This window comes from Endozoicomonas sp. 4G (assembly GCF_023822025.1).
In the GTDB taxonomy this organism is placed as follows: Bacteria; Pseudomonadota; Gammaproteobacteria; order Pseudomonadales; family Endozoicomonadaceae; genus Endozoicomonas_A.
The window spans coordinates 681,199-696,649 of sequence record NZ_CP082909.1 but is presented as its reverse complement, the minus strand read 5'-3'; the positions used below and the strand labels follow the sequence as shown (position 1 = coordinate 696,649).

Sequence of the window (15,451 nt, the reverse complement as noted above, 5' to 3'; positions counted from 1 at the left end):
CCAATCCTTGCTATTGAAAAAACCATTGATTTTGATTCTGGCCATTGCTTTTTCTGTGCATTGCTCCAATGGTTACGCTCAGGAAAACAGTCTGTCTTTGCTCTTCGTTCTGGCTGCTGGCAAGGCGCTTATCAACAACCCGAAGCTCTTTATCGAAGTCTCGTCAAGGAATGGCGTCGAAGCCAAGGCTTACAGCCGGGCAGCCTCTGGTGATAGTGCCTACAGCGAAGACAGTGACACCGAAGACAACGGCACCTCTGATGACAACAGCGACAACCGTTCTGAAGAAGACGAAACTGATGCCGAAACGGATGTTCACTGTGTAAACACGACACCTGACCCTTTTCGGGCATTAAACGAAATCAGTGAGTACTGTGCGACCCTGAGACTGAAAATGATTGAGCAGGACGCCATTTCAAACAGTGAAATAGCCTCTGGGTCAGAGACAGAAGTAACAGAAGCAAACTCTGCTAACAATCTGGAAACCACCTCAACCGCATACAGCACCGATCAGATGAACCACCTGAAAACACACAAACAGACCCACCTGCCTGCCGACCGGAAACCCAAGAAATCCAAGGTGTACCAGTGTGACCATGATGGCTGCAACTACACCACCGGATGGACGAGCCATCTGAAAAGGCACAAACAGACCCACCTGCCTGCCGACCAGAGAGCCAAGCTGCACCGGTGTGACCATAAGGGTTGCGACCACATCACTAATAGGGCAAGTGATCTGAAAAAGCACAAACGAACCCACCTGCCTGTCGACCAAAGACCCAGGGTGTACCAGTGTGACGGTGAGGGCTGTGACTACAGCAGCGATCAGGCGAGCAATCTGAAAAGGCACAAACAGACTCACCTGCCTGTCGATCAAAGACTCAGGGTGCACAACTGTGACCATGAGGGCTGCAACTACATCACCGACATGGCAAGCAGTCTGAAAACACACAAACGGACTCACCTGCCTGCCGACCGGAAAACCAAGAAATCCAAGGTGTACCAGTGTGACCATGATGGCTGCAACTACACCGTCGGATGGGCGAGCCATCTGAAAAGGCACAAGCAGACCCACCTGCCTGCCGACCAGAGACCCAAGGTGCATCAGTGTGGGCACGAGGGCTGCAACTACAGGACCGACCAGAAGTACAATCTGCAAAATCACAAACAGACCCACTTGCCTGCCGACCAGAGACCCAAGAAACCCAAGGTGCACCAGTGTGACCATCTGGGCTGCGACTTCAGCACCGACCAGGCAAGCCGTCTGAAAAGGCACAAAGAGACCCACCTGCCTGTCGGCCAAAGAGCCAATGTGTACCATTGTGACGATGAGGGCTGTGACTACAGCACCGATCAGGCGAGCAATCTGAAAAGGCACAAACAGACTCACCTGCCTGATGATCAAAGACTCAGGGTGCACCACTGTGACCATGAGGGCTGCAACTACATCACCGACGTAGCGAGCAGTCTGAAAACACACAAACAGACCCACCTGCCTGCCGACCAGAGACTCAGGGTGCACCAGTGTGACCATGAGGGCTGCAACTACCGCACCGACCGAGCGAGCAATCTGAAAACGCACAAACAAGCCCACCTGCCTGCCGACCAGAGACCTAAGGCGCACCAGTGTGACCATGAGGGCTGCAACTACCGCACCGACAACAGCGGCAATCTGAAGAGGCACAAACAGACCCATCTGCCTGCCGACCAGAGACTCAAGAGACCTAAAAGAAAAGCGTCTGACCAGCCGCCATCTAACGAGAAAAGAAAGAAGGATGATAAACAATGACCCACTTCCCAACCCGTCCCACAGAAACCAGCGACCTCTCTCCAGATTTTGACTAACCTGATTTCCCAATAAACAGTTCAACAACTGGGAAGCCAATCCTTGCTATTGAAAAAACCATTGATTTTGATTCTGGCCATTGCTTTTTCTGTGCATTGCTCCAATGGCTACGCTCAGGAAAACAGTCTGTCTTTGCTCTTCGTTCTGGCTGCTGGCAAGGCGCTTATCAACAACCCGAAGCTCTTTATCGAAGTCTCGTCCAGAAAAGGTGTTTACCTTGGGAAAGCTGATTCACAGGTCGAAGAAGAGAGCGAGACCATTGAATGGTGGGAGTTGAAGCAAGAACCCGAGGCGAACGACAGTGATGGGCCACGAGTTTGCTTTAATGATGACATCTTCTTAACACCAGACACCCGCTATTACTTTTTTCTTGCCACCGGCGTCTCTCCTGATTCTGGCATCGAAGCTAAGGCTTACAGCCGGGCAGCCTCTGATGATAGTGCCTACAGCGAAGACAGTGGCACCGAAGACAGCGGTAGCTCTGATGAAAACAGCGACCCCTCTTCTGAAGAAGACGAAACGGATGTTCAGTGTGTAAACACGACACCTGACCCTTTTCGAGCATTAAACGAAATCAGTGAGTATTGTGCAACTCTGAGACTGAAAATGACTCAGCTGGAGCCTGTTTACCACCCGCCTGCCGACCGGAGACCCAGGAAACCCAAGCTGCACCAGTGTGACCATGAGGGCTGCAATTACAGAACCGACGAGGCGCACCATCTAGAAAGGCACAAACAGACCCACCTGCCTGTCGACCAGAGACTCAGGATATTCCACTGTAACAATGAGGGCTGCGACTACATAACCGACCAGGGGAGCCATCTGAAAAGGCACAAACGGACCCACCTGCCTGTTGGTCAGAGACCCAGGGTATACCAGTGTGACAATGAGGGCTGCGACTACAGCACCGATCTGGCGTGCAACCTGAAAAGGCACAAACAGACCCACCTGCCTATCGACCAGAGACTCAGGGTACACCACTGTGACCACGAGGGCTGCAACTACAACACCGACGTGGTGAGCAATCTGAAAACACACAAGCAGACCCACCTGGCTGCCGACCAGAGAGTCAGAATGCACCAGTGTCATCATAAAGGCTGCGATTACAGTACCGACCGGGTGAGCCATCTGAAAAGGCACAAACAGACTCATCTGCCTGCCAACCAGAGACTCTGGCTGTTCCGGTGTGACCATGAGGGCTGCAACTACAACACCGATTATGCGGGCAACCTGAAAAGGCACAAACACAATCACCTGCCTGCCGGCCAGAGAGCCAAAAGGAAAGTTTATGACCAGCCGTCATCTGACAAGAAAAGAAAGAAGGATGATAAAGAATGATCCACCTCCCAACCCGCCTCAAATGTTCATGACCTTATTTCCGGTCACCCCGCACAATGAAAATGATGCATTCGGGCATTTTCACGGCAAAGAAACCTCCGACCTCTTTCCAGATTTTGACTAACCTGAACTTTCGATAAACAGCTCAGCGACTGGGAAGCCAATCCTTGCTATCCAAAAAACCATTGATTTTAACCTTCGCCATTGCTTTTTCTGTGCATTGCTCCAATGGCTACGCTCAGGAAAACAGTCTGTCTTTGCTCTTCGTTCTGGCTGCTGGCAAGGCGCTTATCAACACCCCGAAGCTCTTTATCGAAGTCTCGTCCAGGAATGGCATAGAAGCTAAGGCTTACAGCCGAGCAGCCTCTGATGATAGTGCCTACAGCGAAGACAGTGGCACCGAAGACAACAGCACCTCTGATGACAACAGCGACAACCATTCTGAAGAAGACGAAACTGATACCGAAACGGATGTTCAGTGTGTAAACACGACACCTGACCCTTTTCGAGCATTAAACGAAATCAGTGAGTACTGTGCGACCCTGAGACTGAAAATGATTGAGCAGGACGCCATTTCAAACAATGAAATAGCCACCGAGTCAGAGGTAGAGTTGACAGAAGCGGACTCTGGTAAGCATCTGGAAATCACCTCACCTGGTTGCAGCACCGATCAGGCAGGCCATCTGAAAACACACAAACAGACCCACCTGCCTGCCGACCAAAGACCCAAAAAATCCAGGATTCACCAGTGTGAGCATGAAGACTGCAACTACAGCTCCGACCGAGCGAACAATCTGAAAACGCACAAAAAAACCCACCTGCCTGCCGACCAAAGACCCAAAAAATCCAGGATTCACCAGTGTGAGCATGAAGACTGCAACTACAGCTCCGACCGAGCGAACAATCTGAAAACGCACAAACAGACCCACCTGCCTGCCGACCAGAGATCCAAGGCGCACCAGTGTGACCATGAGGGCTGCAACTACCGTACCGACCGAGCGAGCAATCTGAAAACGCACAAACAAACCCACCTGCCTGCCGACCAGAGATCCAAGGCGCACCAGTGTGACCATGAGGGCTGCAACTACCGCACCGACAACAGTGGCAATCTGAAAACGCACAAACAAACCCACCTGCCTTCCGACCAGAGATCCAAGGCGCACCAGTGTGACCATGAGGGCTGCAACTACCGCACCCACAACAGTGGCAATCTGAAAAGGCACAAACAGACCCACCTGCCTGTCGACCAGAGGCTCAGGGCATACCAGTGTGACCATGAGGGCTGCAACTACTGCACCATCCAGGCGAGCAATCTGAAAAAGCACAAACAGACCCACCTGCCTGCCGACCAGAGACTCAAGAGACCTAAAAGAAAAGCGTATGACCAGCCGCCATCTAACGAGAAAAGAAAGAAGAATGATAAAGAATGACCCACTTCCCAACCCGTCCCACAGAAACCAGCGACCTCTCTCCAGATTTTGACTAACCTGATTTCCCAATAAGCAGTTCAACAACTGGGAAGCCAATCCTTGCTATTGAAAAAACCATTGATTTTGATTCTGGCCATTGCTTTTTCTGTGCATTGCTCCAATGGTTACGCTCAGGAAAACAGTCTGTCTTTGCTCTTCGTTCTGGCTGCTGGCAAGGCGCTTATCAACAACCCGAAGCTCTTTATCGAAGTCTCGTCCAGAAAAGGAGTTTACCTTGGGAAAACTAATTCACAGGTCGAAGAAGAGAGCGAGACCATTGAATGGTGGGAGTTGAAGCAAGAACCCGAAGCGAACGATAGTGATGGGCCACGAGTTTGCTTCGATGATGACATCCTCTTAACACCAGACACCCGCTATTGCTTTTTTCTTGCCACCGGCGTCTCTCCTGATTCTGGCATCGAAGCTAAGGCTTACAGCCGGGCAGCCTCTGGTGATAGTGCCTACAGCGAAGACAGTGGCAGTGAAGACAGCAGCACCTCTGATGAAAGCAGTGACAATTGTTCAGACAAAGAAGAAGCTGGTGACGACTCTGATGTTCAGTATGTAACCACGACGCTTAATCCTTTTCCAATATCCAATGAAATCAGTCAGTATTGTGCGACCCTGGCACTGAAAAAGATTAAGCAGGAGCCCGTCTCAGACAGTGAAATGGGCCACCTGGAAACCCACAAACAGCCCCCCCACCTGCCTGCCGGGCAGAGACCAAAAAAAACCAAACAACCCAAGGTTTTCCGGTGTGACTGTGAGCACTGCAACTACAGCACCAACCGGGCGAGCAATCTGAAAAGGCACAAACAGACCCACCTGCCTGCCGACCAGAAACCCAGGAAACCCATGATGTACCAGTGTAACCATGAGGGCTGCAACTTCCGCACCGGCCTTTCAAGCAATCTGAAAGTGCACAAACAGACCCACCTGCCTGCCGACCAGAGAACCAAAAGAGCCAAGACGCATCAGTGTGATCATGAGGGCTGCAACTACCGCACCGAGCACGCGTGCAATCTGAAAATGCACAAAAAGACCCATTTGCCTGCCAACCAGAGACCCAGGATGCACCAGTGTGGCCATCAGCGCTGCGACTACAGGACCGACCACGTAGGCAATTTGAAAAGACACAAACAAATCCACCTGCCTGCCGACCAGAGACCCAAAAGACCTAAAGTGCACCATTGTCACCATGAGGGCTGCAACCACAGCAGCTACCTGGCGAGCAATCTAAACAGGCACATGCAGACCCATTTGCCTGCCCTCCGGAGACCCAAAAGAAAAGCGAATGACCCGCTGCCATCTAAAGGGAAAAGAAAGAAGGGTGATAAAAAATGATCCGCCTCCCAACTCACCTCAAAGAAACCTCCGACCTCTCTCCAGATTTTGACTAACCTGACTTCCCAATAAGCATTTCAACAACTGGGAAGCCTTGCCTTGAAACCATTGATTGCGATCTTTGCCATTGCCTTTTCTGTGTATTGCTCCGATGGCCACGGTCAGGAAAATGGCAGTGAAGACAGCGGCTCCTCTCATGGAAGCAGCAACAACCTTTCTGACGAAGACGAAACTAATACTGAAACGGATGTTCAGTGTGTAAACACGACTGTTGACCCTTTTCGAGCATTAAATGAATTCAGTCAGTATTGTGCGACTCTAAGACAAAATATGATAAATCAGGAGTCCATTTCAAACAGTGAAATGCCCAATGAGTCAACCGACAAACAGACTCACCTGCCTGCCGACCAGAGAACCAAAAGACCTAAGGTGTACCAATGTGACCATGAGGGCTGCAATCAAAGCTCCTACTGGGCAAGCGATCTGAAAAAGCACAAACAGACCCACCTGCCTGCCGACCAGAGACCCAAGGAGCACAAGTGTGACCATGAAGGCTGTGACTACAGCACTGAAAATGCGAGCCATCTGAAAAGGCACAAACAGACCCACCTGCCTGACGGCCAGAGACCCGAAAGACTCAAAAGGAAAGCGCATGACCAGCTGCCATCTGACAAGAAAAGAAAAAAGGGTAATAAGGGATGATCCACCTCCCAACTCGCCCCAAAGAAACCTCCGACCTCTCTCCAGATTTTGACTAACCTGATTTTCCAATAAGCATTTCAACACTGGGAAGCCAGGCCTTGCTATCCAAAAAACCATTGATTGCGATCTTTGCCATTGCCTTTTCTGTCTGTTGCTCCGATGGCCACGGTCAGGAAAATAGAATACCACAGGAGCAAGTCTGCTTCGGAAACAGCCTACCTACCCGGATAAGGTTTCAACCTGACAATAGCCTGAAAATTGGCCTTCACTCCCTGGGCATCGAAACGATTGCCAGACAAAGCGGGACTCTGATGCTCTTTCGCTTTAAAGGCGACAACAGGCCTGAGGAACCAGAAGAAGGTATTGAAGAAGAAGCTATTGAAGAAGAGAGCGAAGCCATTGAGATGAACCGCAGCGATATGCCATGGGTTTGCTTCGGTGATGACCTCCTCTTAAAACCAGACACTCGTTATTGCTTTTTTCTTGCCACCGGCGTCTCTCCTGACTCTGGCGTCGAAGCTAAGACTTACTGTCGGGCAGCCTCGGATGAGGGCTCTGGCAGTGAAGACAGCGGCTGCTCTGATGAAAGCAGCGACAACCGTTCAAACGAAGAGGAAACGGATACTCATGTTGAGTATGTAACAACAACACTTAACCCTTTTCGAGTATTAAATGAAATCAATCAGTATTGTGCAGCTCTGGCACTTAAAAAAATTAAGCAGGAACCCGTTTCAAACAGTGAAATACTCACTGAGTCAGAGAAAGACGTGACAGAAACGAACTCTGTTAACCATCTGGAAATCACCTCACTTGCTCACAGCACCGACCCTATAAGCCATCTGAAAACGCACAAACAGACCCATCTGCCTGCCGACCAGAGACCCAAAATGTACCAGTGTGACCATGAGGGCTGCGACTACAGCACCGACTACACGGGCAATGTGAAAAGGCACAAACAGATCCACCTGCCTGCCGACCAGAGACCCAAACTGCACCAGTGTGACCATGAAGGCTGCAACTACAGCACCGGATACATGAGCAATCTGAAAACGCACAAAGAAACCCACCTGCCCGCCGACCAGAGACCCAAAAGACCCAAAAGACCCAAAAGACCCAAGGTGCATCAGTGTGACCATGAGGACTGCAACTACGGTGCCACTCATTTCAGCTATCTGAACTTGCATAAACTAACCCACCTGCCCGCCGACCAAAGACCCAAGGTGCACCAGTGTGACTATGAGGGCTGCAACTACAGCGCCGCCCAGCTTGGCAATCTGAATGTGCACAAACAGATCCACTTGCCCGCCGACCAGAGACCCAAAAAACCCAAAGTGCACCATTGTGACCATGAGGACTGTAACTACAGCACAAACCTCACGGGCAATCTGAAAAAGCACAAACAGATCCACCTGCCTGCCAACCAGAGAGCCAAGAGACCCAAGGTGCACCAGTGTGACCATGAGGACTGCGACTACATCACCGACTACACGGCCAATCTGAACAGGCACAAACAGACCCACCTGCCTGCCGACCAGAGACCCAAAAAAACCAAAGTGCACCAGTGTGACCATGAGGGCTGTAACTACAGCACAAACCTCACGGGCAATCTGAAAAAGCACAAACAGACCCACCTGCCTGCCGACCAGAGACCCAAAAGACTCAAAAGGAAAGCGCATGACCAGCTGCCATCTGACAAGAAAAGAAAAAAGGGTAATAAGGGATGATCCACCTCCCAACTCGCCCCAAAGAAACCTCCGACCTCTCTCCAGATTTTGACTAACCTGATTTTCAATAAGCATTTCAACAACTGGGAAGCCAGGCCTTGCTATCCAAAAAACCATTGATTGCGATCTTTGCCATTGCCTTTTTTGTCTGTTGCTCCGATGGCCACGGTCAGGAAAATAGAATACCGCAGGAGCAAGTCTGCTTCGGAAATAGCCTACCTACCCGGATAAGGTTTCAACCTGACAATAGCCTGAAAATTGGCCTTCACTCCCTGGGCATCGAAACGATTGCCAGACAAAGCGGGACTCTGATGCTCTTTCGCTTTAAAGGCGACAACAGGCCTGAGGAACCAGTAAAACCAGACACCCGCTGTTGCTTTTTTCTTGCCACCGGCGCCTCTCCTGACTCTGGCGTCGAAGCTAAGACTTACTGTCGGGCAGCCTCAAATGAGGGCTCTGGCAGTGAAGACAGCGGCTGCTCTGATGAAAGCAGCGACAACCGTTCAAACGAAGAGGAAACGGATGCTCATGTTGAGTATGTAACAACAACGCCTAACCCTTTTCGAGTATTAAATGAAATCAATCAGTATTGTGCAGCTCTGGCACTGAAAAAAATTAAGCAGGAACCCGTTTCAGACAATGAAATACTCACTGAGAGCCACCTGCCTGCCGACCAGAGACCCAAAATGTACCAGTGTGACCATGAGGGCTGCGACTACAGCACCGACTACGCGAGCAATGTGAAAAGGCACAAACAGACCCATCTGCCTGCCGACCAGAGACCCAAAATGTACCAGTGTGACCATGAGGGCTGCGACTACAGCACCGACTACGCGGGCAATGTGAAAAGGCACAAACAGACCCACCTGCCTGCCGACCAGGTACCCAAAAGACCAAAAAGACTTAAGGTGCATCAGTGTGACCATGAGGATTGCAACTACAGTGCCACTCAGTTCAGCTATCTGAAATTGCATAAACTAACCCACCTGCCCGCCGACCAAAGACCCAAGGTGCACCGGTGTAACTATGAGGGCTGCAACTACAGCGCCGCCCAGCTTGGCAATCTGAATGTGCACAAACAGACCCACCTGCCCGCCGACCAGAGACCCAAAAAACCCAAAGTGCACCATTGTGACCATGAGGACTGTAACTACAGCACAGACATCACGGGCAATCTGAAAAAGCACAAACAGATCCACCTGCCTGCCAACCAGAGAGCCAAGAGACCCAAGGTGCACCAGTGTGACCATGAGGACTGCGACTACAGAACCGACTACACGGGCAATCTGAAAAGGCACAAACGAACCCACCTGCCTGCCGACCAGAGACCCAAAAGAAAAGCGTATGACCAGCCACCATCTAACAAGAAAAGAAAGAAGGATGATAAAGAATGATCCGCCTCCCAACTCGCCTCAAAGAAACCTCAGACCTCGCTCCAGATTTTGACTAACCTGACTCCCCAATAAGCCTTTCAACAACTGGGAAGCCAGGCCTTGCTAATCAAAAAACAATTGATTTTGACCTTGGTCGTTGTTTTTTCTGTGCATTGTTCTAATGGCCATGCTCAGGAAAACAGGTTGCCTTTGCTCTTCGTTCTGGGTGTCGAAGCTAAGACTTACTGTCAGGCAGCCTCGGATGAGGGCTCTGGCAGTGAAGACAGCGGCTGCTCAGATGAAAGCAGCAACAACCTTTCTGACGAAGACGAAACTAATACTGAAACGGATGTTCAGTGTGTAAACACGACAGCTGACCCTTTTCGGGCATTAAATGAATTCAGTCAGTATTGTGCGACTCTGAGACAAAATATGATGAATCAGGAGTCCATTTCAGACAGTGAAATGCCCATTGAGTCAACCGACAAACAGACTTACCTGCCTGCTGACCAGAGACCCAAGCTGCACCAGTGTGACCATGAGGTCTGTAACTACAGCACCGACTACAAGGGCAATCTGAAAAGGCACAAACAGATCCACCTGACTGCCGACCAGAGAGTCAGGGCGCACCAGTGTGACCATGAGGACTGCAACTACGGCACCGACCATACGAGCCGTCTGAAAAGGCACAAACAGACACATCTGCCTGCCGACCAGAGACTCAAGGTGCACCAGTGTGACCATGAAGGCTGTGACTACAGCACCGACCGGGCGCACCATCTGAAAACGCACAAACAGACCCACCTGCCTGCCGACCAGAGAACCAGGATGCACAAGTGTGACCATGAGGGCTGCAACTACAGCTCCGCTCTAGCGGGTAATATCAAAAATCACAAACTGATCCACCTGCCTGCCGACCGGAAACACAAGCTGCACCAGTGTGACCATGAAGGCTGTAACTACAACACCGACCGGGCCGGTGATCTGAAAAAGCACAAAAAGACCCACCTGCCTGCTGACCAGAGACCCAAGATACACAAGTGTGACCATGAGGGCTGCAACCATAGCACCGACAACCGTAGCAGTCTGAAAATGCACAAACAGACCCATCTGCCTGCCGACCAGAGACCCAGGAAACCCAAGGCGCACCAGTGTGACCATGAAGGCTGCACCTACAGATCCGATCTGCCGGGTAATATCAAAAGGCACAAACGGATCCACCTGCCTGCCGACCAGAGACCCAAGGAGCACAAGTGTGACCATGAAGGCTGTGACTACAGCACTGAAAATGCGAGCCATCTGAAAAGGCACAAACAGACCCACCTGCCTGCCGACCAGAGAGTCAAGGCGCACCAGTGTGACCATGAGGGCTGCAACTACGGCACCGACTACATGAGCGATCTGAAAATACACAAACAGACCCACCTGCCTGCCGACCAGAGAGTCAAGATGCACCGGTGTGACCATGAGGGCTGCAATTACACCTTCTACCGGACGGGCGATCTGAGAAGGCACAAACAGACACATCTGCCTGCCGACCAGAAACCCAAAAGACTCAAAAGGAAAGCGCATGACCAGCTGCCATCTGACAAGAAAAGAAAAAAGGGTAATTAGGGATGATCGACCTCCCAACTCGCCCCAAAGAAACCTCCAACCTCTCTCCAGATTTTGACTAACCTGACTTTCCAATAAGTATTTCAACAACTGGGAAGCCAGGCCTTGCTATCCAAAAAACCATTAATTGCGATCTTTGCCATTGCCTTTTCTGTGTATTGCTCCAATGGCCACGGTCAGGAAAATGGCAGTGAAGACAGCGGCTCCTCTGATGGAAGCAGCAACAACCTTTATGACGAAGACGAAACTAATACTGAAACGGATGTTCAGTGTGTAAACACGACAGCTGACCCTTTTCGGGCATTAAATGAATTCAGTCAGTATTGTGCGACTCTGAGACAGAATATGATGAATCAGGAGTCCATTTCAGACAGTGAAATGCCCATTGAGTCAACCAACAAACAGACCCACCTGCCTGCTGACCAGAGACCCAAGCTGCACCAGTGTGACCATGAGGGCTGTAACTACAGCACCGACTACAAGGGCAATCTGAAAAGGCACAAACAGATCCACCTGCCTGCCGACCAGAGAGTCAAGGCGCACCAGTGTGACCATGAGGGCTGCAACTACGGCACCGACCACACGAACCATCTGAAAAGGCACAAACAGACACATCTGCCTGCCGACCAGAGACTCAAGGTGCACCAGTGTGACCATGAAGGCTGTGACTACAGCACCGACCGGGCGCACCATCTGAAAACGCACAAACAGACCCATCTGCCTGTCGACCAGAGACCCAGGGTGCACCAGTGTGATCATCAAGGCTGCAACTACATCACCGACCACGTAAGCGATCTGAAAAGGCACAAACAGACTCACCTGCCTGCCGACCAGAGAGTCAAGGCGCACCAGTGTGACCATGAGGGCTGCAACTACGGCACTGACTACACGGGCGATCTGAAAAGGCACAAACAGACCCACTTGCCTGCCGACCAAAGACCCGAAAGACTCAAAAGAAAAGCCCATGACCAGCTGCCATCTGTCAAGAAAAGAAAGAAAGGTGATAAAGAATGATCCACCTCCCAACCCGCCTCAAAAGAATCTCCAACCTCTCTCCAGATTTTGACTAACCTGACTTCCCAATAAACATTTCAACAACTGGGAAGCCAGGCCTTGTTATTGAAAAAACCATTGATTGTGATCTTTGCCATTGCCTTTTCTGTGTATTGCTCTGATAGCCACGGTCAGGAAAATAGGTCGCCTTTGCTCTTCGTTCTGGGCGTCGAAGCTAAGACTTACTGTCGGACAGCCTCAAACGAGGGCTCTGGCAGTGAAGACAGCAGCTGCTCTGATGAAAGCAGCAACAACCTTTCTGAAGAAGACGAAACTAATACTGAAACGGATGTTCCGTGTGTAAACACGACAGCTGACCCTTTTCGGGCATTAAATGAATTCAGTCAGTATTGTGCGACTCTGAGACAGAATATGATGAATCAGGAGTCCATTTCAGACAGTGAAATGCCCATTGAGTCAACCAACAAACAGATCCACCTGCCTGCTGACCAGAGACCCAAGCTGCACCAGTGTGACCATGAGGGCTGTAACTACAGCACCGACCAGGCGAAAAACCTGAAAAGGCACAAACAGATCCACCTGCCTGCCGACCAGAGACCCAAGGTGCACCAGTGTGACCATGAAGGCTGTGACTACAGCACCGACCGGGCGCACCATCTGAAAACGCACAAACAGACCCATCTGCCTATCGACCAGAGACCCAGGGTGCACCAGTGCGATCATCAAGGCTGCAACTACAGCACCGACCACGTAAGCGATCTGAAAAGGCACAAACAGACCCACCTGCCTGCCGACCAGAGAGTCAAGGCGCACCAGTGTGACCATGAGGGCTGCAACTACGGCACTAACTACACGGGCGATCTGAAAAGGCACAAACAGACTCACCTGCCTGCCGACCAGAGGCCCAAAAGACACAAAAGACGCCAGTGTGACCATGAAGGCTGCGACTACAACACCCACTGGACGAGCCATCTGAAAAAGCACAAACAGACCCACCTGCCTGCCGACCAGAGAACCAGGATACATCAGTGTGACCATCAGGGCTGCAACTACATCACCGACCACAGGGGCAATCTGAAAATGCACAAACAGAGCCATCTGCCTGCCGACCAGAGAATCAAGGTGCACCAGTGTGACCATGAGGGCTGCGACTACAGCACCGACTATCTGAGCCATCTGAAAATGCACAAACAGACCCACCTGCCTGCCGACCAGAAGCCCAAAAGACACAAAAGACACCAGTGTGACCATGAGGGCTGCAACTACGGCACCGACCACACGAGCCACCTGAAAAGGCACAAACAGACACATCTGCCTGCCGACCAAAGACCCGAAAGACTCAAAAGAAAAGCCCATGACCAGCTGCCATCTGTCAAGAAAAGAAAGAAAGGTGATAAAGAATGATCCACCTCCCAACCCGCCTCAAAGGAATCTCCAACCTCTCTCCAGATTTTGACTAACCTGACTTCCCAATAAACATTTCAACAACTGGGAAGCCAGGCCTTGTTATTGAAAAAACCATTGATTGTGATCTTTGCCATTGCCTTTTCTGTGTATTGCTCTGATAGCCACGGTCAGGAAAATAGGTTGCCTTTGCTCTTCGTTCTGGGCGTCGAAGCTAAGACTTACTGTCGGACAGCCTCAAACGAGGGCTCTGGCAGTGAAGACAACGGCTGCTCTGATGAAAGCAACAACAACCTTTCTGAAGAAGACGAAACTAATACTGAAACGGATGTTCCGTGTGTAAACACGACAGCTGACCCTTTTCGGGCATTAAATGAATTCAGTCAGTATTGTGCGACTCTGAGACAGAATATGATGAATCAGGAGTCCATTTCAGACAGTGAAATGCCCATTGAGTCAACCAACAAACAGATCCACCTGCCTGCTGACCAGAGACCCAAGCTGCACCAGTGTGACCATGAGGGCTGTAACTACAGCACCGACCAGGCGAAAAACCTGAAAAGGCACAAACAGATCCACCTGCCTGCCGACCAGAGACCCAAGGTGCACCAGTGTGACCATGAAGGCTGTGACTACAGCACCGACCGGGCGCACCATCTGAAAACGCACAAACAGACCCATCTGCCTATCGACCAGAGACCCAGGGTGCACCAGTGCGATCATCAAGGCTGCAACTACAGCACCGACCACGTAAGCGATCTGAAAAGGCACAAACAGACCCACCTGCCTGCCGACCAGAGAGTCAAGGCGCACCAGTGTGACCATGAGGGCTGCAACTACGGCACTAACTACACGGGCGATCTGAAAAGGCACAAACAGACTCACCTGCCTGCCGACCAGAGGCCCAAAAGACACAAAAGACGCCAGTGTGACCATGAAGGCTGCGACTACAACACCCACTGGACGAGCCATCTGAAAAAGCACAAACAGACCCACCTGCCTGCCGACCAGAGACCCAATGTACACCAGTGTGACCATGAAGGCTGTGACTACAGCACCGGTCACACAGGCCACCTGAAAATGCATAAACTGACCCACCTGCCCGGCGACCAGAGAGCCAGGTTACATCAGTGTGACCATCAGGGCTGCAACTACAGCACCGACCACAGGGGCAATCTGAAAATGCACAAACAGAGCCATCTGGCTGCCGACCAGAGAGTCAAGGTGCACCAGTGTGACCATGAGGGCTGCGACTACAGCACCGGTCACACAGGCCACCTGAAAATGCATAAACTGACCCACCTGCCCGGCGACCAGAGAGCCAGGTTACATCAGTGTGACCATCAGGGCTGCAACTACAGCACCGACCACAGGGGCAATCTGAAAATGCACAAACAGAGCCATCTGGCTGCCGACCAGAGAGTCAAGGTGCACCAGTGTGACCATGAGGGCTGCGACTACAGCACCGATCGGGCGAACAATCTGGAAAAGCACAAAAAGACCCACCTGCGTTACGGCCAGAGACCCAAAAGAAAAGCGTATGACCAGCCGCCATCTAACAAGAAAAGAAGGAAGGATGATAAAGAATGATCCGCCCCCCAACTCGCCTCAAAGAAACCTCCG

At 51.1% G+C, this 15,451-nt stretch carries 11 protein-coding genes; all 11 read left to right on the top strand.

The features are described 5' to 3' along the window. The first annotated feature begins 7 nt into the window (after nt 1–7). The 11 genes from K7B67_RS02615 to K7B67_RS02565 all read left to right on the top strand — a co-directional run bounded on the left by K7B67_RS02615 (nt 8) and on the right by K7B67_RS02565 (nt 15,418). Nucleotides 8–1,789, top strand: a complete 1,782-nt coding sequence (locus K7B67_RS02615; RefSeq protein ID WP_252178821.1) for a C2H2-type zinc finger protein — start codon at nt 8–10, stop codon at nt 1,787–1,789. A gap of 99 nt (nt 1,790–1,888) precedes the next feature. Next, nucleotides 1,889–3,184, top strand: a complete 1,296-nt coding sequence (locus K7B67_RS02610; protein WP_252178820.1) for a C2H2-type zinc finger protein — start codon at nt 1,889–1,891, stop codon at nt 3,182–3,184. A 167-nt stretch (nt 3,185–3,351) separates the two neighbouring features. Further along, complete coding sequence (locus K7B67_RS02605; RefSeq protein ID WP_252178819.1) at nt 3,352–4,614, top strand: C2H2-type zinc finger protein; 1,263 nt, start codon at nt 3,352–3,354, stop codon at nt 4,612–4,614. A gap of 99 nt (nt 4,615–4,713) precedes the next feature. Beyond that, a complete protein-coding gene (locus tag K7B67_RS02600) occupies nt 4,714–5,997 on the top strand; it encodes a hypothetical protein (RefSeq protein WP_252178818.1) in 1,284 nt (427 codons plus the stop codon). A 99-nt stretch (nt 5,998–6,096) separates the two neighbouring features. Next, nucleotides 6,097–6,699 carry a hypothetical protein gene (locus K7B67_RS02595; protein WP_252178817.1) on the top strand — a complete coding sequence of 201 codons (603 nt, stop codon included), beginning with the start codon at nt 6,097–6,099 and terminating at the stop codon, nt 6,697–6,699. 98 nt (nt 6,700–6,797) lie between these two features. Further along, nucleotides 6,798–8,423, top strand: a complete 1,626-nt coding sequence (locus K7B67_RS02590) for a hypothetical protein (RefSeq protein ID WP_252178816.1) — start codon at nt 6,798–6,800, stop codon at nt 8,421–8,423. A gap of 98 nt (nt 8,424–8,521) precedes the next feature. Further along, the gene (locus tag K7B67_RS02585; RefSeq protein ID WP_252178815.1) at nt 8,522–9,817 is read left to right on the top strand and encodes a hypothetical protein; all 1,296 of its coding nucleotides are present in this window, start codon (nt 8,522–8,524) and stop codon (nt 9,815–9,817) included. Nucleotides 9,818–9,916: 99 nt separating this feature from the next. After that, nucleotides 9,917–11,410 carry a hypothetical protein gene (locus K7B67_RS02580; protein WP_252178814.1) on the top strand — a complete coding sequence of 498 codons (1,494 nt, stop codon included), beginning with the start codon at nt 9,917–9,919 and terminating at the stop codon, nt 11,408–11,410. 105 nt (nt 11,411–11,515) lie between these two features. Then, nucleotides 11,516–12,424 (top strand): hypothetical protein, encoded by a 909-nt coding sequence (locus K7B67_RS02575; protein WP_252178813.1) that lies wholly within the window; start codon nt 11,516–11,518, stop codon nt 12,422–12,424. A 99-nt stretch (nt 12,425–12,523) separates the two neighbouring features. After that, nucleotides 12,524–13,828, top strand: a complete 1,305-nt coding sequence (locus K7B67_RS02570) for a hypothetical protein (protein WP_252178812.1) — start codon at nt 12,524–12,526, stop codon at nt 13,826–13,828. Nucleotides 13,829–13,927: 99 nt separating this feature from the next. Further along, nucleotides 13,928–15,418, top strand: coding sequence for a hypothetical protein (locus tag K7B67_RS02565; protein ID WP_252178811.1), 1,491 nt, complete (start codon nt 13,928–13,930; stop codon nt 15,416–15,418). The last annotated feature ends 33 nt before the right edge of the window (nt 15,419–15,451 follow it).